The 25,826-nt window shown below is 73.5% G+C and carries 25 protein-coding genes; 14 read left to right on the top strand and 11 right to left on the bottom strand.

All coding sequences use genetic code 11. From position 1 onward, the window contains the following. Positions 1–18 precede the first annotated feature (18 nt). On the top strand, positions 19–687 hold the full coding sequence (locus ACWCXH_RS23330) for a Pr6Pr family membrane protein (RefSeq protein WP_449803388.1): 669 nt from the start codon (positions 19–21) through the stop codon (positions 685–687). A gap of 83 nt (positions 688–770) precedes the next feature. Here the strand turns inward: ACWCXH_RS23330 and ACWCXH_RS23335 are convergent, their stop codons facing one another. Both ACWCXH_RS23335 and ACWCXH_RS23340 read right to left on the bottom strand, forming a co-directional pair. Beyond that, positions 771–1,142 (bottom strand): toxin Doc, encoded by a 372-nt coding sequence (locus ACWCXH_RS23335; RefSeq protein WP_449803389.1) that lies wholly within the window; start codon positions 1,140–1,142, stop codon positions 771–773. A 14-nt stretch (positions 1,143–1,156) separates the two neighbouring features. After that, on the bottom strand, positions 1,157–1,369 hold the full coding sequence (locus ACWCXH_RS23340; RefSeq protein ID WP_449803390.1) for a hypothetical protein: 213 nt from the start codon (positions 1,367–1,369) through the stop codon (positions 1,157–1,159). A gap of 43 nt (positions 1,370–1,412) precedes the next feature. Between ACWCXH_RS23340 and ACWCXH_RS23345 the strand changes: the two genes are divergently transcribed. Continuing rightward, positions 1,413–1,751, top strand: coding sequence for a hypothetical protein (locus ACWCXH_RS23345; protein ID WP_449803391.1), 339 nt, complete (start codon positions 1,413–1,415; stop codon positions 1,749–1,751). A 3-nt stretch (positions 1,752–1,754) separates the two neighbouring features. Here the strand turns inward: ACWCXH_RS23345 and ACWCXH_RS23350 are convergent, their stop codons facing one another. Continuing rightward, complete coding sequence (locus ACWCXH_RS23350; RefSeq protein WP_449803392.1) at positions 1,755–3,362, bottom strand: ABC-F family ATP-binding cassette domain-containing protein; 1,608 nt, start codon at positions 3,360–3,362, stop codon at positions 1,755–1,757. Positions 3,363–3,845: 483 nt separating this feature from the next. Between ACWCXH_RS23350 and ACWCXH_RS23355 the strand changes: the two genes are divergently transcribed. The 4 genes from ACWCXH_RS23355 to ACWCXH_RS23370 all read left to right on the top strand — a co-directional run bounded on the left by ACWCXH_RS23355 (position 3,846) and on the right by ACWCXH_RS23370 (position 8,317). Next, the gene (locus tag ACWCXH_RS23355) at positions 3,846–5,075 is read left to right on the top strand and encodes a trypsin-like serine peptidase (protein ID WP_449803393.1); all 1,230 of its coding nucleotides are present in this window, start codon (positions 3,846–3,848) and stop codon (positions 5,073–5,075) included. Positions 5,076–5,189: 114 nt separating this feature from the next. Further along, positions 5,190–6,827, top strand: a complete 1,638-nt coding sequence (locus ACWCXH_RS23360; protein WP_449803394.1) for an ABC-F family ATP-binding cassette domain-containing protein — start codon at positions 5,190–5,192, stop codon at positions 6,825–6,827. Positions 6,828–6,916: 89 nt separating this feature from the next. Next, on the top strand, positions 6,917–7,591 hold the full coding sequence (locus ACWCXH_RS23365; protein ID WP_449803395.1) for a nitroreductase family protein: 675 nt from the start codon (positions 6,917–6,919) through the stop codon (positions 7,589–7,591). A gap of 120 nt (positions 7,592–7,711) precedes the next feature. Next, a complete protein-coding gene (locus ACWCXH_RS23370) occupies positions 7,712–8,317 on the top strand; it encodes a GNAT family N-acetyltransferase (protein WP_449803396.1) in 606 nt (201 codons plus the stop codon). An 18-nt stretch (positions 8,318–8,335) separates the two neighbouring features. Here ACWCXH_RS23370 and ACWCXH_RS23375 read toward each other — a convergent pair whose 3' ends face one another. Next, positions 8,336–9,289 carry an aldo/keto reductase gene (locus ACWCXH_RS23375; protein ID WP_449803397.1) on the bottom strand — a complete coding sequence of 318 codons (954 nt, stop codon included), beginning with the start codon at positions 9,287–9,289 and terminating at the stop codon, positions 8,336–8,338. A gap of 505 nt (positions 9,290–9,794) precedes the next feature. Here ACWCXH_RS23375 and ACWCXH_RS23380 point away from each other — a divergent pair. Next, on the top strand, positions 9,795–10,406 hold the full coding sequence (locus tag ACWCXH_RS23380; RefSeq protein ID WP_449803398.1) for a choice-of-anchor C family protein: 612 nt from the start codon (positions 9,795–9,797) through the stop codon (positions 10,404–10,406). Positions 10,407–10,735: 329 nt separating this feature from the next. Then, the gene (locus tag ACWCXH_RS23385; RefSeq protein WP_449803399.1) at positions 10,736–12,190 is read left to right on the top strand and encodes an SDR family NAD(P)-dependent oxidoreductase; all 1,455 of its coding nucleotides are present in this window, start codon (positions 10,736–10,738) and stop codon (positions 12,188–12,190) included. A gap of 102 nt (positions 12,191–12,292) precedes the next feature. Here the strand turns inward: ACWCXH_RS23385 and ACWCXH_RS23390 are convergent, their stop codons facing one another. Continuing rightward, entirely contained in the window at positions 12,293–13,036 is a 744-nt protein-coding gene (locus ACWCXH_RS23390) for an SDR family oxidoreductase (protein WP_449803400.1), read from the bottom strand. 129 nt (positions 13,037–13,165) lie between these two features. Between ACWCXH_RS23390 and ACWCXH_RS23395 the strand changes: the two genes are divergently transcribed. Beyond that, positions 13,166–13,768, top strand: a complete 603-nt coding sequence (locus ACWCXH_RS23395) for a TetR/AcrR family transcriptional regulator (RefSeq protein ID WP_449803401.1) — start codon at positions 13,166–13,168, stop codon at positions 13,766–13,768. Between the two features lie 69 nt (positions 13,769–13,837). On the opposite strand, the gene ACWCXH_RS23400 is transcribed toward ACWCXH_RS23395, so the two are convergent. The 5 genes from ACWCXH_RS23400 to ACWCXH_RS23420 all read right to left on the bottom strand — a co-directional run bounded on the left by ACWCXH_RS23400 (position 13,838) and on the right by ACWCXH_RS23420 (position 18,365). Beyond that, entirely contained in the window at positions 13,838–14,371 is a 534-nt protein-coding gene (locus ACWCXH_RS23400) for a hypothetical protein (RefSeq protein ID WP_449803402.1), read from the bottom strand. A 69-nt stretch (positions 14,372–14,440) separates the two neighbouring features. Beyond that, entirely contained in the window at positions 14,441–14,989 is a 549-nt protein-coding gene (locus ACWCXH_RS23405) for a class I SAM-dependent methyltransferase (RefSeq protein WP_449803452.1), read from the bottom strand. After that, positions 14,893–15,324 (bottom strand): hypothetical protein, encoded by a 432-nt coding sequence (locus ACWCXH_RS23410; RefSeq protein ID WP_449803403.1) that lies wholly within the window; start codon positions 15,322–15,324, stop codon positions 14,893–14,895. Before ACWCXH_RS23410 ends, ACWCXH_RS23405 begins: the two co-directional genes overlap by 97 nt. A 9-nt stretch (positions 15,325–15,333) precedes the next feature. Further along, on the bottom strand, positions 15,334–17,643 hold the full coding sequence (locus ACWCXH_RS23415; protein ID WP_449803404.1) for an ABC transporter permease: 2,310 nt from the start codon (positions 17,641–17,643) through the stop codon (positions 15,334–15,336). Then, positions 17,640–18,365 (bottom strand): ABC transporter ATP-binding protein, encoded by a 726-nt coding sequence (locus ACWCXH_RS23420; RefSeq protein ID WP_449803405.1) that lies wholly within the window; start codon positions 18,363–18,365, stop codon positions 17,640–17,642. The genes ACWCXH_RS23415 and ACWCXH_RS23420 overlap by 4 nt, the downstream gene beginning before the upstream one ends. Positions 18,366–18,503: 138 nt before the next feature. Between ACWCXH_RS23420 and ACWCXH_RS23425 the strand changes: the two genes are divergently transcribed. The 5 genes from ACWCXH_RS23425 to ACWCXH_RS23445 all read left to right on the top strand — a co-directional run bounded on the left by ACWCXH_RS23425 (position 18,504) and on the right by ACWCXH_RS23445 (position 23,314). Then, a complete protein-coding gene (locus ACWCXH_RS23425) occupies positions 18,504–19,331 on the top strand; it encodes a sensor histidine kinase (protein ID WP_449803406.1) in 828 nt (275 codons plus the stop codon). Beyond that, positions 19,328–20,041: a response regulator gene (locus ACWCXH_RS23430; protein ID WP_449803407.1), complete on the top strand. Its 714-nt coding sequence runs from the start codon at positions 19,328–19,330 to the stop codon at positions 20,039–20,041. The genes ACWCXH_RS23425 and ACWCXH_RS23430 overlap by 4 nt, the downstream gene beginning before the upstream one ends. Before the next feature lie 200 nt (positions 20,042–20,241). Further along, entirely contained in the window at positions 20,242–21,447 is a 1,206-nt protein-coding gene (locus tag ACWCXH_RS23435) for a cytochrome P450 (protein WP_449803408.1), read from the top strand. Positions 21,448–21,551: 104 nt separating this feature from the next. Beyond that, entirely contained in the window at positions 21,552–22,727 is a 1,176-nt protein-coding gene (locus ACWCXH_RS23440) for a type III polyketide synthase (RefSeq protein WP_449803409.1), read from the top strand. Further along, on the top strand, positions 22,724–23,314 hold the full coding sequence (locus ACWCXH_RS23445) for an NUDIX domain-containing protein (protein ID WP_449803410.1): 591 nt from the start codon (positions 22,724–22,726) through the stop codon (positions 23,312–23,314). Before ACWCXH_RS23440 ends, ACWCXH_RS23445 begins: the two co-directional genes overlap by 4 nt. A 70-nt stretch (positions 23,315–23,384) precedes the next feature. Here ACWCXH_RS23445 and ACWCXH_RS23450 read toward each other — a convergent pair whose 3' ends face one another. Next, positions 23,385–25,826 (bottom strand): Tex family protein, encoded by a 2,442-nt coding sequence (locus ACWCXH_RS23450; protein WP_449803411.1) that lies wholly within the window; start codon positions 25,824–25,826, stop codon positions 23,385–23,387.

Below are 25,826 nucleotides of genomic sequence, written 5' to 3' on the forward strand. Positions count from 1 at the left end.
AAACGAACTGGTGGCCGCATGTCAGTCCGGACCCGCCCGGCGCTGTGGTGGCGCATGGGCATCGCGCTGTCGGCATTCCTCGGTCTGACGCTCGGCAACGCGTCGCTGGTGTACTTCACCGTGCAGAGCAACGTCATCGTGCTCGGCTACTTCATCGGCGCGGCCTACTGGATGCTCAAGCGCGGCACCGTGGCGGCGCCCGCACCCCGGCTGCGCGGCGCCGCCACGCTGTACATCGTCATCACCGGGCTGGTCTCGCACATCCTGCTCCAGCACGGCGCCGACCCACTGCCGGGGCTGGTCAGCGGGCCGGACAGGCTGGCGCACTGGTCGTCGTTCTTCCTGCACTACGTGACGCCGGTGATGGTGGTCGTCGACTGGCTGGTGCTCAAGCCGCGCAACGCCTCCGCGTGGCGGGACATACCGCGCTGGCTGGCCTTCCCGCTCGGCTACGCGGCGGTCGTGCTCACCCGCAACGCGCTGTTCGCCGACTTCCCGCTGAAGTACCCGTACTTCTTCTTCGACCCGACCACCAAGGGCTACGGCTACGTGTGGGGCCAGATCGGCATGCTGACGGTCGAGTTCATCGCGCTCGGCGCAGCCGTGGTCGGCCTGGACCGGCTGGGGACGCTGGTCGCGGGCAGGCTGCGGCCGGGCGCCGCCGAGGCGATGAAGGCCGAGGCATAAACGTTTCCCCTTGTGGCGATCGCGCGGCGGTCGACTTGGATCCGCGCCCAGCCACCCGCTCGGATCCACGCCCGGATACCCGCTCAGATCCGCCAGGAGCGGATCCGGTCGGCCGCGGCGTACACGTCCGCCAGGCCCTCGACGACGTCCCGCGCCAGCTCCACCAGCGCCCCGTACGGCGGGTCGATGCCCTCCCCGGCGGCGTGCATGTACGCAGCCGTGGTCATGCAGGCGTACAGGTTGTTGCGGACCGGGAGCGGACGCAGCAGCACGATCGTGTGCATCAGCGTCGCCGCGCACCACGCGGCATCGGCGTCATGCCCGAGCTGGGCGGTGTTGACCCGGTGCCGCGCGACCGCGGCCTGCAGCGCCGAGTAGTCCCGCACGCTCAGGTCCTCCGGCGAGGCATGCTCCTGGACGTCCAGCAGCCAGCGCAGGTCGACGTACGGCACCATCGGGCCCGAACCCCTCACGCGGCAGGCGCGTCCTCCGGGAACGCGGCGTCGAACTCCGCCCGGTGCTCCTTCCAGAACGCCACCGCATGATCGACGAACACCCGCCGCTGCTGCTCCCGCACGCTCAGGTCGTGCACATACGCCTTGACACTCTTCCCGTCCGCAGCGGCCGCCTCGCGGATCGCGGCGAGCTCGTGCTCCGTGTACTCGATGTTGAGCGCTGGCATGACCCCGATGCTACTGGCTCCCAAGGCAGTTGAACACCGAACCGTGAACACCGACCACGCCGCACGGCTCGCCTCCTCGCTGTCCGTCAGCGCCGCCGAGACCTTCACCCAGGCGTTGACGGGCCGCCCCCGCACGTCACGCGGACCGGCGACAACACCCGGGGCGGGTGTCTTCTCCGACGTGATGACCCGGCAGATCTCGCCGGACTTCCCGGTCGGGCTGCCGAACGAGAGGTTCCTCGCCCCGGACGGCGGCAGCGTCGACGGCCCGGGCATCCCGGCGGACCTCCGGGTGCCGGTGTTCACCCCGGACGAGCCGGCCGGGCTCAAGGACTCGGCCCTGAGCACGGCCGGCGCCGTCCTGGCCGGGGAAGGGCGGTAGCGGCTACATCGGATCCACCGCCCTCAGCTCGCCGTCCAGCTCCAGCCACCGCGTCAGGCCGAGGCCCCGCAGGAACGGCAGGTCGTGGCTGGCCACGATCAGCGCGCCCTGGTACGCGGCGAGCGCCTGGGTGAGCTGGCGGACACTGGCGAGGTCCAGGTTGTTGGTCGGCTCGTCGAGCAGCAGCAGCTGCGGCGGCGGGTCGGCCAGCAGCAGGGCGGCCAGCGTGGCCCGGAACCGCTCGCCGCCGGAGAGCGTGGCGGCCTGCTGCTCGGCCCGCGCGCCGCGGAACAGGAAGCGGGCGAGCCGGGCCCGGATCGCGTTGTCCCCGGCGGCGGGGGCGAACCGCTTGACGTTCTCCGCGACGGTGAGCCCGTCGTCCAGCAGGTCGAGCCGCTGGGGCAGGTGGCGCAGCGGCACCGGCGCGGTGATCTCCCCCGCCAGCGGGGCGAGTTCGCCCGCGATGGTGCGCAGCAGGGTGGTCTTGCCGGCGCCGTTGCGCCCGACCAGTGCGATCCGCTCGGGGCCGCGCAGGTCGAGGTCGGCGGTGGTGCCGTAAGGCAGCCGGACCTTCTGCAGGGTGAGCACGGTGCGCCCGGCCGGGACGGCGGTGCGCGGGAGGTCGATCCGGATCTCGGCGTCGTCGCGGACCGCCTCCTCGGCGGAGGTGAGCCGTTGCTTGGCCTCCTCCAGCCGCTCGGTGTGCATGCCGGTGATCCGGCCCGCCGTCTCCTGGCCCTGGCGTTTGAGCTTGCCGGCGAAGATGTGCGGGTCGTTGCGGGTGACCGAGCGCTTCTTGCCGTAGCCGGCGCTGCGTTCGAGCCGGGTGCGGGCCTCGACCAGGTCCCGCTTCTGGCGCTGGACGTCGGCCTCGGCGTTGCGCAGCAGCCGCTCGGCCGTCTCCTGCTGGGCGGCGACCGTGCGCTCGTACTCGGTGAAGTCGCCGCCATACCAGGTGACCTGTCCGTCCCGCAGGTCGGCGATCTGGTCGACGTGCCGGAGCAGCTCGCGGTCGTGGCTGACGATCAGCATGACGCCGTGCCAGCCGGCCACCGTCTCGTAGAGCCGCTCGCGGGCGGCCCGGTCGAGGTTGTTGGTGGGCTCGTCGAGCAACAGGACGTCGGGCCGGCGCATCAGCAAGGCGGCCAGCCGCAGCAACACGGCCTCGCCGCCGGAGAGTTCGCCGGTGGTGCGGTCGAGACCGAGCCGCTGCAGGCCGAGCCGGTCGAGGGTGGCGCGGGCGCGCTCCTCGACGTCCCAGTCGTCGCCGACGGCGTCGAAGTGGCGCTGGGCGGTGTCGCCGGACTCGATGGCGTGCAGGGCCTCGCGGGCGGTCCGGATGCCGAGCGCCTCGTCCACCCGCAGGGAGGTGTCGAGCGTCAGTCCCTGCGGCAGGTAGCCGAGTTCGCCCGCGACGCGGACGGCTCCGCCGGTGGGTGTCAGGTCCCCGGCGATCAGCCGCAGCAGGGTGGACTTGCCTGCGCCGTTGAGCCCGATCAGGCCGGTGCGGCCGGGGCCGACGGCCAGTTGGAAGCCGTCGAGGACGGGCTTGCCGTCGGGCCACTCGAAGTCGAGGTCGGTGCACAGGACGGCGGTGGTGGGTTGTGCCATGGTCGGCCTCCCGGATGGTTGCTGGTGGGAAAGAGGAGCAACACGGGGAGACACCGCGGGTGCGGAAGGTGCGGCAGGGGGAGCCACGGAGGCCGTGACTGAGGTCGCACACCAACTCGCACACCGCGCGGCAAAGGGGCCTGCGCGGCGGGGCGGTGTCCTGGGACCTCAGTAGAGCAACGGCCTTCTCCTGTTCTGGTGGCTGACGGGCACGACGCTACGGATCGCCCGGACCGCGTGCAACCGAATTTCCGTACGACCCACGGGCAGACGTCGGCAGGCGTCCGCAGGCACCGGCGAAGTCGGCAAAGCCGAGGTGCCGATCCGGTGCTGATCCCGTGACAGCCTCGTCTCAGCCGGGGGTGGACGTAAGGAAGCCCTTATGCGGCATGGCAGACTCCTCATCTGCCATACCTGCGGCCCTCGGGGCCGTACCTGCGGATCGGGCCGTATGGCGTCCATACACAGGGGGAACTGAACTCAATGTCACCGATATCCCGGACGACCCGTGCCGCCATGGGGGCCTCCGTCGTCGCCCTGACGATGATGCTGGCCACGGCGTGCGGACCGGACAACAGCGACAGCTCGAACGGGGCGCAGACCGCGGCGCCCACCACCGCCGCGGCGGGCGACACCGCCAAGCCGGGTGCCGCGCCCATCAAGCTCCCGACGATCGACGAGATCAAGAAGTGGAAGCCCGAGGACTGGGAGAAGTGGGCCCAGGCCAACGTCATCACCCCGGCCGTCAAGGGCTACTGGGACCTGCAGAAGATCCTGAAGGCCAAGCCGGTCAAGCCGGGCCTGGGCAACCAGCCCACCGGCCAGCCGACCGCCGCCCCGGCCCCGACCAGCGCCGCCCCGGCGCCGGCCCAGCCGACCTCGCAGGCCCCGGTCGAGCCGCCGGCCGACGGCGGCAACGACCCGAAGCCGGCCCTGGTCCAGATGAAGCCGGTTCCGCACCCGTTCGCGAAGAACCTGGACGTCAACGGGAAGCTGTTCTTCATGGACGGCAACCAGGAGTACGTCTGCTCCGGCACCGTGATCTCCGACCCGGCCAACCCGGGCAAGAGCAACCTGGTGTGGACCGCGAGCCACTGCCTGCACGGCGGCAAGGGCGGCAAGTCGCACACCAACATCGTCTTCGCCCCGGCCTTCAACAGCAACGGCGTGCTGAGCAACGGCAAGCAGGGCACGCTGGCGCAGGCCGAGCCGTTCGGCGAGTGGGGCGCCACCGCCGGCATCGTGTCGCCGACCTGGGCCGGCGAGGCCGACCCGGAGAGCGGCGGCCCGTGGAGCCAGTACGACTTCGGCATCATCCGGGTCGCGAACCCGGACGGCAGCGGCAAGTCGCTGGAGGAGACGGTCGGCGGCTCCGTGCCGGTCTGGTTCAACGCCCCGCGTGACCAGATCACCGCGGTCAGCAGCTACGGCTACCCGGCCGCCAAGCCGTTCGACGGCATGGAGCTGGACCACTGCGACGCCCCGAAGCCGGTGCGCCGCACCATCGACCCGTCCCGCCCGGCCATGCTGACCACCGGCTGCAACGGCACCGGCGGCGACAGCGGCGGCGGCTGGTTCGCCATGAAGGACGGCAAGCAGGTGCTGGTCTCGGACACCTCCATCGGTGGCGAGGACAACACCTGGGAGGCCGGCCCGTACCTGGACGACGTGGCGGCCAAGGCGCTGGACTACATCTCCAAGAAGACGAAGTGACGCGGGAGCGCGGGTGACGCGCTGAGCGCCCGAGTACCGGGGCCGCGGCTGGGAACAGCCGCGGCCCCGGTCCTTTCCGCTGCGGCGACGCGCCTCCGTAGAATCGGTCCCATCATGAGCGCCACACTCGTAGTCAAGGACCTCAGCGCCGGCCACGGCGAACGCACCCTCTTCTCCGGCCTGGACCTGGTCGTCGCCCCCGGCGACGTGATCGGCCTGGTCGGCGTGAACGGCGCCGGCAAGTCGACCCTCCTGCGGCTGCTGGCCGGGCTGGACACCCCCGAGGCGGGCTCGCTGCGGCTCAGCCCGGCGAGCGCCAACGTCGGCCACCTGCCGCAGGAGCCGGAGCGGCGCGAGGGCGAGTCGGTGCGCGACTTCCTGGCCCGCCGCACCGGCGTCGCCGCCGCGCAGGCCGCGCTGGACGAGGCCACCGAGGGCCTGGTCGAGGGCCGCCCGGGCGCCGACGACGCGTACGCGGCCGGCCTGGACCGCTGGCTCGACCTCGGCGGCGCCGACCTGGAGGAGCGCGCCGAGGAGGTCGCCGACTCGCTCGGTCTGAAGGTCTCGCTCGACCTGCCGATGACGGCGCTGTCCGGCGGCCAGGCCGCCCGGGCCGGCCTCGCCTCGCTGCTGCTCTCCCGCTACGACGTCTTCCTGCTCGACGAGCCCACCAACGACCTCGACCTGGACGGCCTGGCGCGGCTGGAGTCCTTCGTCAAGGGCCTGCGCGCCGGCACCGTGCTGATCAGCCACGACCGCGAGTTCCTGGCCCGCACCGTCACCCGGGTGCTGGAGCTGGACCTGCACCAGCAGCAGGTCAACCTGTACGGCGGCGGCTACGAGGCGTACCTGGAGGAGCGGGCGGTGGCCCGTCGGCACGCCCGCGAGGAGTACGAGGACTACGCCGACACCAAGGCCTCGCTGGAGGCCCGGGCCCAGATGCAGCGCAACTGGATGGAGCACGGGGTCCGCAACGCCCGCCGCAAGGGCGGCGACAACGACAAGAAGGCCCGCGCCACGCGCGCCGAGTCCACCGAGAAGCAGGCCTCGAAGGCCCGGCAGACCCAGCGGATGATCGAGCGGCTGGACGTGGTCGAGGAGCCGCGCAAGGAGTGGGAGCTGCGGATGGAGATCGCCGCCGCGCCGCGCTCCGGCTCGGTGGTCGCCACCCTGCGCGGGGCCGTCGCCCGGCGCGGCGACTTCGCCTTCGGCCCGGTGGACCTGCAGATCGACTGGGCCGACCGGGTCGCGATCACCGGTGCCAACGGCGCGGGCAAGTCCACGCTGCTGGCCGCCCTCCTCGGCCGGCTCGAACTCGACGGCGGCAGCGCCGTGCTGGGCTCGGGCGTCGTGGTCGGCGAGGTCGACCAGGCGCGCGGACTGTTCCTGGGCGGGGAACCGCTGGCGGAGGCGTTCGCCGCCGCCGTGCCCGAGTTCACGCCGGAGGACGTGCGCACGCTGCTCGCCAAGTTCGGCCTGAAGGCGGTGCACGTGCTGCGCCCGGCCGGCACCCTCTCCCCCGGCGAGCGCACGCGCGCCGCGCTGGCGCTGCTCCAGGCGCGCGGGGTCAACCTGCTCGTGCTGGACGAGCCCACCAACCACCTGGACCTGCCCGCGATCGAACAGCTGGAGTCCGCCCTCGCGTCGTACACCGGCACGCTGCTGCTGGTCACGCACGACCGGCGGATGCTGGACACCGTCACGGTGAACCGGCGCCTGGAGGTCCGGGACGGGCGGGTGCACGAGCTCTAGAGCGCGGCCGGATCACCGGTTCCGCCGGTTCCGCCGGGAATGGTCTCGACCTCTTCCCGGTGGAACCGCCATGTGCTGTGCTGTCGGCCATGGTTGACAGCGCATCGACAGGGACTTCGCACCCGACCGTCCCCCTCGCCCCGATGACCGTGCCGGCCCACGAGGCCGAGTCCCGCAGCAGGGCCTTCCACGACGTGATGGCGCAGCGCCGGACCGTCCGCGACTACTCCACCCGCCCGATCCCGGACGGCGTGGTCGAGTGGGCGGTCCGGACCGCCAACACCGCGCCCAGCGGCGCGCACGTGCAGCCGTGGCGGTTCGTGGTGATCACCGATCCGGAGCGCAAGCGGCGGCTGCGCGAGGCCGCCGAGGCGGAGGAGCGCGAGTTCTACGCGCACCGGGCCTCGGAGGAGTGGCTGGCCGCGCTGGCGCCGATCGGCACCGACTGGCGCAAGCCGTTCCTGGAGGACGCTCCGGCGGTGATCGTCGTCTTCGAGGTGCACAAGGGGCCCGGCTCGCCGCGCCCGTACTACACCAAGGAGTCGGTGGGGATCGCGGTCGGGCTGCTGCTGGCCACGCTGCACCAGGCCGGGCTGGCCACGCTGACGCACACGCCGAGCCCGATGAAGTTCCTCAACGAGGTGTGCGAGCGCCCGGTGGAGGAGCGCGCCGCGTACGTGATCCCGGTCGGGTACCCGGCCGAGGGGGCGCGCGTACCTGATCTGCGGCGCAAGGAGCTCGACGAGGTGCTCGTGCGGCTCTGAACGGGCGGGTGTCCGATTCCCGTACGCCACCGGTCCGACTGCCGGTCCGCCCCCGGTCCGTTTCCGGTCCGCGGGGGAAACCGTTGGTGACAGGTTCGGGCCAAGGACATAATCGCCGCCATGAGCGATGCACAGCCACGGTCCTGTGACCACCACCCGGCCGCCCCGGGTGAGGCGACCGCCGGTCGGCCTCCGGAGCTGCTGCGGCTGGCCGGCGGGGTCTCGCTGCACCGGCGTCTCACCACGCACACGACCGCGCTCAACAAGGCCGTCCGCGCCAACCTGGACCACCTGCGGCCCTGGCTGGAGTGGGCGGCCGAGGCCCCCAGCCGGGCCCGGACGGCCCAGCTGACCCGGGCCGGCGCGGCGGCCTGGGACGCCGGCACCGACTTCATGTACCTGGTCGGGCTGGACACCGAACCCGGCAGCGTGATCGGCGCGTTCGGCCTGCACGGCCGGATCGGCCCCGGCGCGCTGGAGATCGGCTACTGGGTGGGCGCCCGGCACGTCGGCCGCGGCATCGCGACCGCCGCGGCCGGGGCGCTGACCTCGGCCGCGCTGGCGCTGCCCGGGATCGCGCGGGTGGAGATCCGCTGCGACCAGGCGAACGGCGCCAGCGCGGCCGTCCCGCGCAAGCTCGGCTACCGGCTGGAGCGGATCGACGCGGCCGCCGTCCGGGCCCCGGCGGAGACCGGACGGCAGCAGGTGTGGGTCAAGGAGCGGTAGGCCCCGGCGGCGGGAGGCTCAGTAGCGCCCGCCGGTCGCCGACGGGATGGCGTCCAGCTCGGCGAGGTCGGCCGCCGAGAGCACGACGTCGGCCGCGCCGGCGTTGTCCACCAGGTAGCGCGGGGTCCGGGTGCCAGGGATCGGGAAGACGTACCGACCCTGCGCCAGCACCCAGGCGAGCGCCACCTGCGCGGACGTCGCGCCGATCCGCTCGGCGACCTCCCCGACCTTGCCGACCAGCGCCAGGTTCGCCTTGAGCGCGTCCTGCTGGAAGCGCGGCAGCCGGCGGCGGAAGTCGTCGGCGGGCAGCTCGTCGAAGGAGGAGATGCCGCCGGTCAGGAAGCCGCGGCCGAGCGGCGAGAACGGCAGGAAGGCGATGCCCTGCTCCTCGGTGTACGGCAGCACCTCGGCCAGCGAATCCCGGGTCCAGAGCGAGAGTTCGTTCTGGACGGAGGCGACCGGGTGCACCGCCTGGGCCCGCTTGATCTCCTCGACGGTCACCTCGGAGAGCCCGATCCGGCGGACCTTGCCGGCCGCGACGGTCTCGGCGAGGGCGCCCCAGGTCTCCTCGATCGGGACGGCCGGGTCGACCCGGTGCAGCTGGTAGAGGTCGACGTGGTCGGTGCCGAGGCGGCGCAGGCTGTCGTCGATCGAGCGGCGCACGTGCTCCGGGCTCCCGTCGCGCTCGCCCTGGCCGTTGCCGCCCGGGACGATGCCGACCTTGGTGGCGAGGAACGCGCGCTCGCGGTACGGGCCGGCGAGGGCGGCGCCGACCACCTCCTCGTTGGTGTACGGGCCGTACATGTCGGCGGTGTCGATCAGGGTGACGCCGATGTCCAGCGCCTGGCGGATCACCTGGACGGACTTCTCGTCGTCCCGGTTCCGCACGTCGTAGGCGTGGGTCATCCCCATGCAGCCGAGACCGAGGACGCCGATCTCCGGGCCGTTGAGTCCGAACGGGGCAGTGCGCATGACGGTTCTCCGATCTGGTGGCTCAGTTCTGGTGGCCCAGTTCTGGTGGCTCAGTGGGTCAACGGGGAACAGCCTCCACCTTGGAGTGCACTCAAGGTCAAGCGCCTTTCGGATCATGAACGGATCATGGACGGACCACGAGCGGACCCACGCGCCGAAGCCCCGCCGGCACCAGCTCCGACAGGAGACGGTTGTCGATTGTCCGGTCATCGGCCCACCGTAGGGGCGCGCTCGGAGCGCGCGCCGACCATTTCACCACCAGGCCGCCCAACCCGGCCGTCCGTCCTCGGCGTTCGTCCCCGAAGCGTTCGGCGTGTGATCACGGGCGGCGGCTCGTCAAACCGGCGCACGGAAGCCGATCATCGTGACTCCCGCGCCACCGGGCGCCACCCGCCCGGTCTTGGCAGGGTCCGGCGGCACGGCCGACGCTCGGTGCGCGGCCGATCACCGTACGCATTCGATCACCGGCCGTTTCCACGCACCGCCTGCCGCCAAGGAGTCGACCATGTCGTTCGCCCGCAACCGCCGCCGCACCCGCACCGCCGCCGCCGTCGCCGTCCTCGTCGCCGCCTCCACCGCGTTCGCCGTCCCGGCACACGCCACCGGCGGGCACCGCTCCTTCAGCCACTTCGACAACGGGAGCTTCGAGTCGCCCAAGGCCTCGGCGAACGGCTTCACCGACCTGGTCGCCGGCCAGACCGTCGGCCCGTGGGTGATCACGGCCGGCAGCGTCGACCTGATCGGCGCGGGCTTCTGGCAGGCCGCCGAGGGCGACCAGTCGCTGGACCTCAACGGCGGCGACAGCGGCGCCATCGCCCAGACCTTCACCACCGTCCCCGGCGTCACCTACTCGGTGACGTACGCGCTGGCCGGCAACCCCGAGGGCGGCCCGGCGCTGCGGACCGGCCGGGCGCTGATCGACGGCCAGGACTTCCAGAACTTCTCCTTCGACGTCACCGGAAAGACGAAGACCGCGATGGGCTACGTGGGGCGGCAGTTCAGCTTCGTCGCGCAGAACTCGGCCACCACGCTGGGCTTCCAGAGCACGGTGGCGGGCGCGTACGGACCGGTGCTCGACAACATCCAGGTGAAGGAGTGCAAGCCCTGCTGCAACTGATCCGCCCGGCTCCGGGGCCGTCCGGCCCCGCCGCCCCAAGGCCTCCCTGAAACCTGCTCCGGGATGCCACCCGCGACGCCCACGCGTGCACCGGCGGTTCGCTGTCGAAGTGCACCGACATCCCGCAGCAGCCGTACGAGTTCGCCAGGTTCTTCGCACAGTACGCGGACTGACCAGGGGATTCCCGTGAGCGAGGGGCCGGCGGGCACGAAGAGCCGCCGGCCCCTCGCCGTTCGGTGCCGGCGCTCCCGGTCCCCGATTTATTGAGGTCACATCACGTGCGCCCCTCCGTTACAGTCCGACCCACGGCACGACACGAGGGGGCGGACATGACGGTCCGGACGATCCGAACGGAAGACCACCAGCTCGACCCGGCCACCAGCCTCAGCACCGCGGGTGCAGGGGCCGGCACCGCCACGGAGACCGTCACCGCCGAGGAACTCGCCGCGCTCAGCACCACCCTGCGCCGCCTGCGCGGCCTCCCGCCCCACGACCGCACCCGCCTGCACGCCGAACGGCAGCTCAGCTCCTTCGTCATGGAGAGCCGCAAGCGCCGCCGCCAGGAGGCCAAACAGGCCCTCCGGGACGCCGACGCCGCACTGCTCGCCACCACCGCGACCGGCGCCCTCGACCGCCGCGAGGACGCCCCGCTCGCCCCGGCCGGCGGGCCCGTCGGCGAGCTGCGAACACCCCGCCGGTGCTACGTCTGCAAGCAGCAGTACCGCCAGGTCGACGGCTTCTACCACATGCTCTGCCCGGACTGCGCCGCCGACAACACCGCCCGGCGCGGCCTCGCCACCGACCTGCGCGGCCGGCGCGCGCTGCTCACCGGCGGCCGGGTCAAGATCGGCTTCCAGCTCGCCCTCATGCTGCTGCGCGACGGCGCCGAGCTGACGGTCACCACCCGCTTCCCGCACGACACCGTCCGCCGCTTCCGGGCCGCCGAGGGCAGCGCGCAGTGGTGGGAGCGGCTCACCGTCGTCGGGATCGACCTGCGCGACCCGCGCCAGGTCCTCGGACTCGCCGAGCAACTGCGCGCCGACGGACGGCCGTTGGACATCCTGATCAACAACGCCGCGCAGACCCTGCGCCGCCCGCCCGAGTCGTACGCGCTGCTCGCCGTCGGGGAGCAGGACGCCCTGGCGGCCGCCGACCGCCGCGCCGTCGCGCACGCCCCGGGCTTCCGGCCGATGCCCGCCCTCACCTCGGCCTGGCCCGCCGCGGAGCTCGACCGCGCCCCGGCCGCCGCCCACGGACTGCTGCCACTGCCCGACGAGGCCGGCCTGCTGCCCGACCTCGCCCCCGGCAACTCGTGGTCCGCCCGGCTCGGCGGGCTCGACCCGGCGGAGGTGCTGGAGACCCAGCTGGTCAACGCCCTCGCCCCGGCCCTGCTCTGCGACCGCCTGCTCCCGCTCCTGCTCGCCTCCCCGCACCCGCGCCGCTACATCGTCAACGTGACCGCCGTGGAGGGCCGCTTCGCCGTCGTCAACAAGACCGCCGGCCACCCGCACACCAACATGGCCAAGGCCGCCCTCAACATGCTCACCCGCACCAGTGCCGCCGAACTCGCCCGCCAGGGCGTGCACATGTGCGCCGTCGACACCGGCTGGATCACCGACGAGAACCCGGCCCCGAAGAAGTCCCGGATCGCCGCCCACGGCTTCCGCACGCCCCTCGACATCGTCGACGGCGCCGCCCGCGTCTACGACCCGATCGTCCGGGGCGAGTCCGGCTCACCGGTGTCGGGAGTGTTCCTCAAGGACTACCAGGAGGCCGCGTGGTGAAACCCCGGCCGGTCGGTCCCGCCGCACCTGACCGCAGCAGCGGCACGCACACGCGGAGGGCCGACCGCACCGGGACACCGGCGCGGTCGGCCCTCCGCCGTTTCAGCGGCCGGTGGCCAGGTTGGCGCCACCGGTGCAGTCGAGGACCACGCCCGTCACGAAGGTGTTGGCCGCCATCATGTGGATCGCCCGGGCCACGTCCTCGGCGCGGCCGACCCGGCCGACCGGGGTGGTGGCGGCGAGGCCGTCGAACAGGGCCTTGCGCTGCTCGGCCGGGACGCGGTCCCACCAGGGGGTGTCGACGACGCCGGGCGACACCGCGTTGACCCGCAGCGGCGCGAGCTCGACGGCCAGCGGCGGGACCATCGCCTCCAGCGCGCCGTTGATGGCGGCCAGTCCGGCGGTGCCCGGGATCGCGGCGCGGGCCGAGGCGGCGGTGATCAGGGTGACGGAGCCGTCCGCCCGCAGGTGCGGCAGGGCCGTCTGCAGGACCCGGACCTGCGGCCAGAACTTGGCATCGAAGCCGAACGCAAGGTCCGCCAGGTCGAGCCCGGCGAAGGGGCCGCCGCCGGCCGAGCCGCTGACCGCGAGGACCAGGTGGTCGACGGCGCCGCCCTCGGCGAAGAAGGCCGCGACGGCGACGGCGTCCGCAGCGTCGACCTGCGCGCCGGTGGTCTTGCCGCCGATCCGGGCGACGGCCGCGTCGAGGCGTTCGCGGTGCCGGCCGGTGATCACGACCTCCGCGCCGTCGGCGGCGAACGCGGCGGCCGCGGCCTCGCCGATGCCCGAGCTGCCGCCCATCACGACGACGCGCTGTCCGGCGAAGAGGTTTGACGTGGTGCTCATGGTGGTGCTTCCTTCCGGCTTGTCGAGACCGCCCGTTCCGGTAATGATGGTTGCCGAGACTGCTAGTCTTGTCAAGTGGGGTGGAAGCCGGGCCGGACGGGACCCGGAGGGCGAGAGGACGGACCACCGATGAACGCGACAGACCCCCAGCCGGGCGCTGCCCGCCCGCACACCGGGCGCCGTCGCAACGAGGCCGCCCACCGGGCCATCCTCGACGCGGCCCTGCAGCTCCTCGCCGAGTCCGACGGCACGCCGGTGACCATCGACGCCATCGCCCGCACCGCCGGCGTCGGCAAGCAGACCGTCTACCGCTGGTGGCCCTCCAAGGGCGCCGTCCTCCTCGACGCCATCACCGACCGCGCCGACCAGGACGTCGCCGGCCCCGACACCGGCGACCTCCGCACCGACCTGCGCGCCTTCGTCGCCACCACCTTCGACGCCGCCCAGCAGGACACCAGCGCCTCAGCTCTGCGCACCCTCGTCCGCGAGGCCGCCCGCGACCCCCACCTGGCCGACCTGATGCAGACCTTCACCGCGACCCGCCGGACGGCCCTGCGCGAACTCCTCACCCGCGGGCGCGAGCGCGGCCAGCTCCCCGAGGGCGCCGACCTCGACCTGATCGTCGACCAGGTCTACGGCGTCTTCTGGTACCGCTTCCTCCTCGGCCACGCCCCCCTGGACGCCGATGCCGCCGACCGGCTCGCCGAATCACTGATCGTCGGAGCGCAGTAGCAGCCCCGCCGAACGACGCGTGCGCAGGAAGTCGGCCGATCCGACTTCCCGCGCGAACCGCCCCGGGGGCTACCGGGCTGCGGCCCCGGGCCGACGGCGACGGTAGTAGGCGAAGGCCAGGGCCAGCACGATCGGGCCCCACAGCATCGCCGGGCTGATGCACACCCGGGCGAGCGCCAGCCACCACCCGTTGCTGAAACCGACCTCGTCGAGCACGCCGATCCAGGCGAGCGGCTGGAGGCCGAACAGCCCCACCAGGACCAGGCCGCCCACCACCGCGGGCACGACGGCCGCGAGCGGCGGCACCCGGCGGCCCGCGAGGAACGGCACCCAGCGCGGGAAGACCTCGCCCCACCCCGCGACCAGGCCGAGGGTGAGCAGGCAGAGCGCCTCGGTGAGCACGCTGAGCCCGACCACGTAGCCCGGCGCCCACCAGGGCATCGGCGGCCGGTTCGGGTCGATCGTGCCCATCTCGAAGCCGACCGCGAACGGGAGCCGCCACAGGCAGTGCGGCAGCACGATGAACGGCAGGGCCTTCGCCAGCCGCAGGGCCCAACGCTGCACGGGGCGTTCGGTGTCGCCCAGGGGGAGTGTGATCGCCATGGCTCCACTCTCGCCGCGTCCGGAGGCCCGGACGTCACCCACCCGACCGAACCCCCTCCCCCGCGGGAGCTATCCGGCGTCCGCCAGGAGGCAGACGTACGAACGATCCGCGCGCGCCGGATGCGGCTGCTCCACGCGTGTGGTGACGGTGAATCCGGCACGCGCGAGCAGCTCGACGAGCCGCGGGGCGGGCACCAGGTGGGACTCGTACGACACCGGATGCCCGTACGCCTCGGCCGGTCGCAGGTGAGCGTCCCCGGCGTGGCCGCCGAGCAGCAGCCGGCCACCCGGGCGAAGGACGCGCCGGAACTCGGCGAACAGCGCGGGCAGGTGCGCGGGCGGCGTGTGGTGGACGGAGTACCAGGCCAGGATGCCGCCGAGGGTGCCGTCCGCGACCTCCAGCGAACCCATCGGGCCTGCCACGAACCGGAGTTCGGGATACGCACGGCGGGCGAGCCGGACCATCTCGTCCGACACGTCCACGCCGGACACGTCGAGCCCGAGCCCGGCCAGGTACGCCGTCACCCGGCCGGGACCGCATCCGACGTCCGCGACCCGGCCGCGACGACCAGGTACCGCTGTTCGCTCGACCCGCTGACGCAGACCACCGCGCCGCAGTTGGAGCCGTTCGAGGTGTAGGCGATCCACAGGTACGTCCCCGGGGCCGTCGGCGTGAAGGTGTACGACGTGGAGGGCTGCCACGGCAAGTCCTGCCACTGGCCGCTCGGCAGCAGCACGTCCACCTGGGAGGTGGTGCCGGACGCCGCCCAGCTCAGCACGACGGGCTGCCCGACCCGGACCACCGTCCGGGAGGCCGGGAGCACCAGGACCGGGGCCGTCGGCACGTGCGCGAGCTGGTTCGCGGCGGAGCTGCCCTTCGGTTTGACGTACAGGTGGCGGACGCCGCTCAAGCCGCTCGCGGCTTCCTGGCCGGCCGTGGTCGTGCTGTCCACGGCCGGCCACTACTCGTTGTGCAGCACCTCGGCGATCGGCAGCCGGGCCGCCGAGCGGGCCGGCACGAGCGCGCCGAGGACGGCGATCGCGACGCCCGCCAGGGCGAGGCCGGTGAGCAGCGGGGCGCCCCAGATGTCGATCGTCGACTCCGGGAAGTCGATGATCCGGACGTTCTCGACGATCAGCCGGTGCACCAGGATCCCCACCGGGATGCCGATGATCCCACTGACCACGCCCTGCCAGGTCACCGAGGTGACCGTCATCGCGACGACCTGCCGGGGCGTCATCCCGATCGACTTCAGCATGCCGAGGTCGCGGCGGCGTTCGCGGATGGTGAGCAGCAGGGTGTTGAAGACGCCGAGCGCGGCGACCACCGACAGCAGGATGCTGAAGGTCGTGCTGAAGGTCTGGATCGCGACGACGGACCCTTCCGTGCCCGCCGTGAAGATCGAGGGCGAGAGGCTCGGGTCGGCGGCCGTGACCGCCTTCTGGTACGCCTCGGCGTCGGTGCCGTCGGCGAGCCTCACGTCGTACTCGACCACGTGCGGGTCGGGGGTGAGCAGGGCCCTGGTGGCGTCGTTGGAGGAGATCGCGTTGGCGTTGCCCGCGTCCTCCTCGCCGACGATGGTGACGGTGGTCTGCCGGCCGTCCAGGACCAGGGTGAGCCGGTCGCCGAGCCTGACCCCGTGCTGGTCGAGGAAGCCCGGTCCGGCCTCGATCTCGCCCAGCCCGGTCGCCGGGCGGCCCTCGACCGCCTGGAGCCGCCGGTGGTCGACCATGTCGTCGCCGCCGTAGAAGTCGGCGAAGACGAGCTGGGGTTGGCCGACGATGCCGACCCGGACCAGCCCGCGGACGGAGACCCGCTCGGCGCCGGGGATGGCGTGGAGCATCGCCTCGGTCTGCTCCGGGGTCAGCCGGGGCTCGATCTTGCTGCCCGAGAAGCCGCCGGCCGCCACGTCGATGTGGGTCTTGTGGTCGGGCGTGGGCATGGTCTTGGCCAGGGTGCTGCTCACCCCGGTGGTCACGGTCACGGTGACCACGCCGAGCACGATCGCCGCCATGGTCAGCGCGGTGCGGGCCGGGCGGGCGAAGGGCTGGCCGAGGCCGAGGCTGACGGAGCGCGGCAGCCGGGTGCCGCTCAGCCAGCGCTGGACCTTGAGCCCGCGCCCGGTGCGCGGCGCGCTGCCGGCCGAGATGGCCTGGGCGGCGGAGAGCCGGCGGGCGCGCGAGGCGGGGACGAGCGCGGCGAGGGCGACCAGCAGCGGGACGCTGATCAGGGTGGCGGCGGGCAGCCAGCCGGCCGGCTCGATCACGGCGGTGCCGGTCGAGATCCCGCTGAAGGCGGTTTCGAGGATCGGGTACGACGCCGCCCAGCCGGCCGCCGTCCCGAGGACGGTGCCGACGACGGCGGGCACCGAGACCATGGTCAGGTAGACCACCACCACCTGGCGCGGGGTGAAGCCGATCGACTTCAGCACGCCGATGTGCCGGTAGCCGGAGACCACCGCGCCGCTCACCACGTTGCCGACGATCAGCGCGGCGACGACCAGGCCGAGCACGCCGAAGACCGTCATCAGCGGCAGGTAGGCATCGGCGCCCGCCGAGAAGGCCTGCTTGAGCACCAGGTAGGACTGCGCGCTGGCCACGGCGTCCTTGGGCAGGCCCTCGGTGGTGTCGGCGAGCGAGGCGGTCAGCTGCTGCTCGGTGGCCGCGCCGGTGAAGCGGTAGAGCATCTGCCGGCCGGTGGGGTGCAGGGCGGCGGCCTGCTCGGGGGTGACCCAGCCGCCAGCGCTCTGGCTCATGTCGGACGCGAAGCCGACGATGGTGAGTCTCACCCCGGTGCTGGTGGTGAGCGGTGTGCCGACGTACTTCTCCCCGGCGCCCCCGGCCGGGTTGTTGATGACCACCTCGCCGGGTGCGGCGGCCCAGCGGCCGGCGAGCACTCGCACCTGGTCCACCGGCCCGCCCTGGTCGGCCCGGCCGACCAGGGTCAGCGGGCCCCGCGCGCGGCCGACCCACTCGGCGGGGATGGTCACCACGGCCTGGTCGAAGGGCCCGGCGGCCGCCTCGACGCCCGGTCGGTGGGCGGTGGCGGCCAGTTGTTCCGGCGTGGCCTTGGCCGGGTCGAAGAGGGCGACGACGTGCGCGCCGTGCTCGGCCTCGAAGGCGGTGTCGAACGGGGCCCGGGCGGCGCTGATCACCGCGAGGGCGAGCAGCACGGTCGCGGTGGAGCAGAAGACGACCAGGCCGATCACGACGGTCTGCACCCGGCGGCGCTTCACCGCCGCCCGGGAAGCGCGCCACACGGCTCCGGTCACGAGGACGCCTCCAGCATCCGCTCGCGCGCCACCTTGCCGTCCGCGACCTCGACCAGCCGGCTGGCGCAGCGGGTGGCCAGGTTGGGGTCGTGGGTGACGATCAGCAGGGTCTGCCCGATCTGGTTGAGGTCGATCAGCAGGTCCATCACCTGCTCGCCGGAGCGGCTGTCCAGGGCGCCGGTCGGCTCGTCCGCGAGCAGCAGTGCCGGGCGGTTCATCAGGGCCCGGGCGACGGCGACCCGCTGGCGCTCTCCGCCGCTCAGGGTGGCCGGGTAGGTGTCCTTGCGGTGGGCGACGCCGAGTTCGTCGAGCAGTTCCAGGGCGCGGCGGCGGGCCTGCTTGGCCGTGGTGCCGGTCAGCTGGGCGGCCAGGGCGACGTTGTCGAGGGCCGGCAGGTCGTCGATGAGGTTGAAGAACTGGAAGATCATGCCGACGTGGCGGCGGCGGAACAGCGCGAGTCCGGTCTCGTTCAGCTGCCCGAGGTCCTGGCCGTGCACCCGGACGGTGCCCGAGGTCGGCCGGTCCAGCCCGGCGACCATGTTCAGCAGGGTGGACTTGCCGCAGCCGGAGGGGCCCATCACGGCCACCGCCTCGCCCGCCCGGATCGTCAGGTCGAGCCCGTCCAGCGCCCTGGCCTCGCCGAACTCCTTGCGCACCCCGGACAGCTCGACGACGGCCTGCGCGTCTCCGGGCCCGGCCGTCCTGTCGTGATCGTTTCTCATGGCGACGACGGTAGGAGCGGCCGGGCGCCCGTCGCGTCCCACCCCGGGTGTAACCGGCGCGGGCCGTAGTACCGGGGATGTACGGGACCGGCACCCCCGGATGATGTGGATCATGCTCTGAGCTGGGAGGCTGGCGGCGTGTGGGGAACGGAGTGGGACTGGGCGGCACTCGCCGCGGCGGGCGGATCGGCCGCCGCGGCTGGCTGGCTGGGCGTGGCCCTCGGGCGGGCGCGGCGGCTGCACCGGGCGGCGGTCGGGGAGCGCGGCTGGCTGCTGGAGCGCGAGCGGGAGAGCGCTGCCCGGACCGCGGTCGACGCCGAACGGGCGCGCATCGCGGCCGAGTTGCACGACATCGTCAGCCACAACGTGAGCGTGATGGTGGTCCAGGCCGGCGCCGCGCGCGAGGTCCTCGCCACCATGCCCGAGGAGGCCGCCGCCGCGATGGCCGCCGTGGAGGCCGCCGGCCGCGACACCATGACCGAACTGAGGCACCTGCTCGGCCTGCTCGCCCCGGCGGCGGACGGCTCCGAGGAGGAGGACGCGGACGAGTTCGCCCCGCAGCCCAGCCTCGCCCGGCTCAGCCCCCTCATCGACCGCTTCGCCTTCGCCGGCCTGCCGGTGGAGGTCCGCGTCTGCGGCGAGCCGCGCCCGCTGCCGGGGGGCATCGACGTGACGGCGTACCGGATCATCCAGGAGGCGCTCACCAACGCGCTCAAGCACGGGGACGGGGTGACGGCGGACGTGACCGTGCGCTACGCGGACCACTACCTGCGGGTGGAGGTGCTCAACAGCGGGACGAGCGTGCTCTCCGGCGCGGCGGCGCCCGCCAAGCAGGCGGACGGTGCCGGGCGCGGGCTCCTCGGCCTGCGCGAGCGCGTCGCCGTGTACGGCGGGGACTTCGACGCCCGGCGTCGGCTGGGCGGCGGCTTCCGGGTCCGCGCGCGCATCCCGCTGGACCGGCCGTGACCGGCCTGGAGGAGACGGCGCAGGGGGCGCCGACGGAGCGCCGCCCGCGCGTCGTGATCGCCGACGACCAGGAGCTCGTCCGCACCGGCTTCCGCATGATCCTCACCGCGCGCGGCATCGACGTGGTCGCCGAGGCCTCCGACGGCGCGGAGGCGGTGGCCGCGGCCGTCACGCACCGGCCGGACGTCGCGCTCCTCGACATCCGGATGCCCGGCATGGACGGCCTGGAGGCGGCCCGCCGGATCCTCGCGCTGGCGCCCGGGTGCCGGGTCGTCATGCTGACCACCTTCGACCTCGACCACTACGTCTACGCGGCCCTGGCCGCCGGGGCGAGCGGCTTCCTCCTCAAGGACGTCACCTCCGCCCACCTCGCCGCCGCCGTCCGCCTCGTGGACACCGGCGACGCCCTCCTCGCCCCCTCCATCACCCGTCGGCTCGTCGAGCGGTTCGCCTCCGGCGATGCCCCCGCCGCCCCGGGCGCCGCCACGGTGCACCGGGACCTCGCGCCGCTCACGCCCCGCGAGGTGGAGGTGCTCACCCTGATGGGCCGCGGACTGTCCAACGGCGAGCTGGCGCGCGAACTGACGCTCAGCGAATCGACGGTGAAGACGCACGTGGCCCGGATCTTCGCCAAGCTCGACCTGCGCGACCGGGCCCAGGCCGTGGTCCTCGCGTACGAGACCGGCCTGGTCGCCCCAAGCGGTCGGTGAACGCGCGGCTTTGTGAGGACACCCGCTCAACTCCCTTGATTCGCACGACAATCATTCATCTAACTCGTTCGAGGTAACTCCCTTTCCCGTCCACATTTTTGCCAGCCCATGGGGAAAAATCGGCATGTCCGAGCCCGTACGAGAGCCCCGCACGCCGGCTCCCGTAGGGGCGGCATCACCTACGGCCTTTGGATTGACCCGTGACTACCTCCGCCCCCGTGTGGGACTGCCCCTTCAACCACACCGAAGGCCTGGAGTTCGACCCCCTCCTCAAGCGGCTGCTCACCGAGGCCCCGGTCGCCCGGATCCGGCTGCCGCACGGCGAGGGCGAGGCCTGGCTCGCCACCCGCTACGAGGACGTCCGGGTCGTCACCACCGACCGCCGGTTCAGCCGAGCCGCCGGCATCGGGCGGGACCTCCCCCGCATGACGCCCGCCCCGATCGCCCAGGCCGAGGCGATCAACCTGATGGACCCGCCCGCCCACAACCGGCTGCGCCGCCTCGTCGCCCAGGGGTTCACCAACCGCCAGGTCGAGCGGATGCGGGCGCACACCCAGCGGATCGTCGACGCCCACCTCGACGAGATGGCCGAACACGGCGCCCCCGCCGACCTCGTGCACTTCCTCTCCTCCCGGCTCCCGCTCACCACCATCTGCGAGATGCTCGACATCCCGGAGCAGGACCGCGCCGAACTGCGCGGCCACGCCGTCGCGATGATGGCCATGAGCCCGGACGGCCGCGAGGGCCAGGAGCGCGCCAAGGCCGCCCTGCGCGCCTACTTCACCGAGCTGACCGCCGCCCGCCGCCGCTCCCCCGGCGAGGACCTGATCAGCGCCCTCGCCACCGCCCGCGACGGCGACGAGCTGCTGGACGACCAGGAGTTGGCCGTCATGGCGATGGTGCTCCTGGTCACCGGCCACGACACCAGCACCTACCAGCTCAGCAACATCACCTACACCCTGCTCACCCACCCCGAGCAGCTCGCCGAACTCCGTGCTCGGCCCGACCTCCTGCCCCGCGCCCTGGAGGAGCTGCTGCGCTTCATCCCGTTCCGCCAGGGCGTCGGCATCGCCCGGGTCGCCACCGAGGACGTCGAACTGGGCGGCGTGCTCGTCCGGGCCGGCGAGCCGGTGCACGTCTCCTACCTGGCCGCCAACCGCGACCCCGCGGTCTACGAGCGGCCCGACGAGCTCGACCTCGACCGCGGCGCGCCCACCCACATGACCTTCGGCCACGGCCAGCACCACTGCCTCGGCGCCCACCTGGCCCGGATGGAGCTCCAGGTGGCCATCGGCACGCTGCTGCGGCGCTTCCCCGGGCTGCGCCTGGCCGTCCCGCCGACGGAGCTCGACTGGCGGACCGGTTCCATCTGGCGCTACCCGCGGACCCTGCCGCTCGCCTGGTGACCCGTCGCGCCGCCGCGCGCGCCCGTCCGTCCACCGCCGCCACCGGCCGCCCTGCGCCCGCCCGTCGGCCCGCCCCGCGGGCCACCCAGGGGAGACCCGTACCCATGGCAACACTCTGCCGCCCCGCCATCGCCGTGCCCGAGCACGTCATCACCCTCGACCAGACCCTCGACCTGGCCCGCACGATGCACGCCGGCCACCCCCAGCTCGGCCTCGCGCTGCGGCTGATCGAGAACACCGGCGTGCGGACCCGGCACCTGGTCCAGCCCATCGAGCGGACCCTGGAGCACCCGGGCTTCACCGCCCGCAACGCCGTCTACGAGCGCGAGGCCAAGCTCCGCGTCCCCGAGGTGGCCGAAACCGCCCTCCGGCACGCCCAGTTGGACGCCCAGGACATCGACCTCGTCATCTACGTGTCGTGCACCGGCTTCATGATGCCGTCGATGACCGCCTGGCTGATCAACGCCCTGGGCCTGCGCCCGGACACCCGGCAGATGCCGATCGCCCAGCTCGGCTGCGCCGCCGGCGGCGCCGCCGTCAACCGCGCGCACGACTTCTGCCGTGCCTACCCGGGCGCCAACGTGCTGATCGTGGCCTGCGAGTTCTGCTCGCTCTGCTACCAGCCGACCGACCTGGAGGTCGGATCGCTGCTCTCCAACGGCCTGTTCGGGGACGCCGTCGCCGCCGTGGTGATGCGCGGGCACGGCGGCAGCGGGGTGCGGGTCGAGCGCAACGGCTCGCACCTCGTCCCGGACACCGAGCGCTGGATCTCCTACGGGGTCAGGGACACCGGCTTCCACTTCCAGCTCGACCGGCGCGTCCCCGGCACGATGGAGATGCTCGCGCCCGCCCTGCGCGGCCTGGCCACCGAGCACGGCTGGGACGTCTCCGGGCTCGGCTTCTACATCGTCCACGCCGGGGGTCCGCGCATCCTCGACGACCTCTGCCATTTCCTCGACCTGGAACCGGCGGTGTTCCGCTACAGCCGGGCCACGCTGACCGAGCGCGGCAACATCGCGAGCGCCGTCGTCTTCGACGCCCTCGCCCGGCTGTTCGCCGACGGCGGCGTCGCGGACGGCACGCGGGGCCTGATCGCCGGCTTCGGTCCGGGCATCACCGCCGAGACCTCGCTGGGGAGTTGGGTCGCCGACCGGTCGGCGCCGATCGGCCTCGCCCAGCCCCGGCGGCCGCGCGCCATCGCCACCGCCACCGCCGACCTCTCCCGCGTCCATCCCGGCGGCCCTCGCCGTTTCCCGGCCGGCACTACGATCACCGAATGACCGATACAACAGACCGGACCGCCACCGGCCCGTCCGCCAGAGCGGCCGAACTCGCCGCGCTCTTCCCCGCGTTGCACGCGCCGCAGTACTGGACCTGGGGGAGGTACGACGCGCAGTTCTCGACCGAGCTGCCGCCGGACGAACTGGTGACCAACGTCCACCTGGTGGGCTTCGCGGACGGCGGCGTGGTGCTCTGCCGGGACGAGCGGGACCACTGGTTCCTGCCCGGCGGCACGCGCGAGCAGGACGAGACCATCGCCGACTGCCTGGAGCGCGAGCTGGAGGAGGAGGCGGGCGCCCGCCTGCTCGGCGATCCCGCGTGGCTCGGCGCGCACCGCTGCCGCACGGACGACCCGACGCCGTACCGGCCGTGGCAGCCGCACCCGGAGAAGGCCTGGCTGTGGGGCTGGGCGGAGGTCGCGCTGGACTCCGCGCCGAGCAACCCCTCGGACGGCGAGCAGGTCGTCGAGGTCCGCGCGCTGCCGGCCGCCGAGGCCCAGCGGCTCCTGGCGGCCTCGCACGACGCCTGGTGGGGCGAGCTGATCGGGCTCGCGGTGGAGCTGCGGCGGCGGGCCGGGCTCGGCTGAGCGCCCGCACACGGGAGCGGGGCCGGTGGCACGCGTCCACCGGCCCCGCCGCCGTCCCTGCCCGGGCCGCTCAGCGGCGGCCCGAGCGCCGGTCGTCGCGTCCGCCATGGCCGCCGGAGCCGCCGGCCAGGCCCGCCCGGCGCAGCGCGTCCGCCATGGCGCTGTTCGCCGGCGGGGTGCCGGCGCCGGAGCCGCCGGGGCCGCGCCGGTCCTGGCCGCGGCGGTCGTCCCCGCGCCGGTCCTGGCGCGGCGGGCGGGCCTGCCGGTCGCCGCCGCCACGGCCGCGCTCCCCGCCGCGGCCGGGCTCGTCGTCCAGCCGCAGCGTGAGCCCGATCCGCTTGCGCGGCACGTCCACCGAGGTGACCCGGACCTTCACGATGTCGCCCGGCTTGACCACCTCGCGCGGGTCCTTGACGAAGTTCTTCGACAGCGCCGAGACGTGCACCAGCCCGTCCTGGTGGACGCCCACGTCGACGAAGGCGCCGAACGCGGCGACGTTGGTGACCACGCCCTCCAGCACCATGCCGACCACCAGGTCGCCGATGGTGTCGACGCCCTCCTTGAAGGTCGCGGTGCGAAACGCCGGACGCGGGTCGCGGCCCGGCTTGTCCAGCTCGCCGAGGATGTCGGTGACGGTCGGGATGCCGAAGGTGTCGTCGGCGAAGTCCCCCGGGCGCAGCGTGCGCAGTCGCTCGCCGTTGCCGATCAGCTCGCGCAGCTCCCCACCGGTCGCGGCGAGGATGCGGCGCACCACCGGGTACGCCTCGGGGTGCACGCTGGAGGCGTCCAGCGGGTCGTCGCCGCCGGGGATGCGCAGGAAGCCCGCGCACTGCTCGAACGCCTTCGGGCCGAGCCGGGCGACGTCCTTGAGCTGCCGGCGGGTGCGGAACGGCCCGTTGGCATCGCGGTGGGCGACGATGTTGTCGGCGAGCGTGCCGGTGATGCCGGAGACGCGGGTGAGCAGCGGCGCGGAGGCGGTGTTGACGTCCACGCCGACGGCGTTCACGCAGTCCTCGACGACGGCGTCCAGCGAGCGGGAGAGCTTCACCTCGCTGAGGTCGTGCTGGTACTGGCCGACGCCGATCGACTTGGGGTCGATCTTGACGAGTTCGGCGAGCGGGTCCTGCAGGCGGCGGGCGATGGAGACCGCGCCGCGGATGGACACGTCCAGGTCCGGCAGTTCCTGCGAGGCGTACGCGGAGGCCGAGTAGACCGAGGCGCCGGCCTCGCTCACCATCGCCTTGGTGAGCCCCAGTTCGGGATGGCGCCCCAGCAGGTCCTCGGCGAGCTTGTCGGTCTCGCGGGAGGCGGTGCCGTTCCCGATCGCGACCAGGTCGACGTTGTGCTTCTTCGCCAGCGCCGCGAGGGTGCCCAGGGCGGCGTCCCACTTGTTGGCGGGCTGGTGCGGGTAGATGGTGTCGTACGCCACGACCTTGCCGGTGCCGTCCACGACGGCCACCTTCACGCCGGTGCGGAAGCCCGGGTCCAGGCCCATGGTGGCGCGGGTGCCGGCCGGGGCGGCGAGCAGGAGGTCGCGCAGGTTGGCGGCGAACACGCGCACCGCCTCGTCCTCGGCCTCGGCGCGCAGCCGGGCCCGCAGGTCGATGCCGAGGCGCACCAGGATGCGGGTGCGCCAGGCCCAGCGGACGGTGTCGCCGAGCCACTTGTCGGCCGGGCGGCCGTGGTCGGCGATGCCGAAGCGGGCGGCGATGCGCTGCTCGTAGTCGGTCGCGCCGGGCAGGTCGGTGTCCTCGTCGCCGTCCAGCGGGGACAGTTCGAGTTCGAGCACCTCCTCCTTCTCGCCGCGCAGCATCGCGAGGATGCGGTGCGAGGGGAGCCTGGTGTAGGGCTCGGCGAAGTCGAAGTAGTCGGCGAACTTGGCGCCGTCCTGCTCCTTGCCGTCGCGCACCCTGGCGACCAGCCGGCCGCGGGTCCACATCCGCTCGCGCAGCGAGCCGACCAGGTCGGCGTCCTCGCCGAAGCGCTCGACCAGGATCGCGCGGGCACCCTCCAGGGCCGCCGCCCCGTCCGCCACCGACGCGTTGAGGTACTGGCCGGCCAGTGCGGCCGGGTCCTGGGCGGGATCGGCGAGCAGGGTGTCGGCGAGCGGCTCCAGGCCGGCCTCGCGGGCGATCTGCGCCTTGGTGCGCCGCTTCGGCTTGAACGGCAGGTAGATGTCCTCCAGGCGGGCCTTGGAGTCGGCCGCGAGGATCTGCGCGCGCAGCGCGTCGTCCAGTTTGCCCTGGGCCTCGATCGAGTCCAGGACGGCGGTGCGGCGCTCCTCCAGCTCGCGCAGGTAGCGCAGCCGCTCCTCCAGGGTGCGCAGCTGGGCGTCGTCGAGGGAGCCGGTGGCCTCCTTGCGGTAACGGGCCACGAACGGGACGGTCGCGCCGCCGTCGAGCAGGTCGACGGCCGCCTTCACCTGCCCGTCGCGGACGCCCAGTTCCTCGGCGATCTTCCGCTCGATCGCCCGCTGGGCCTGCCGGGCCTGCTCATCGACTGGCGTGGTCAC

The sequence above is a fragment of the Kitasatospora sp. NPDC001660 genome (genome assembly GCF_053596725.1).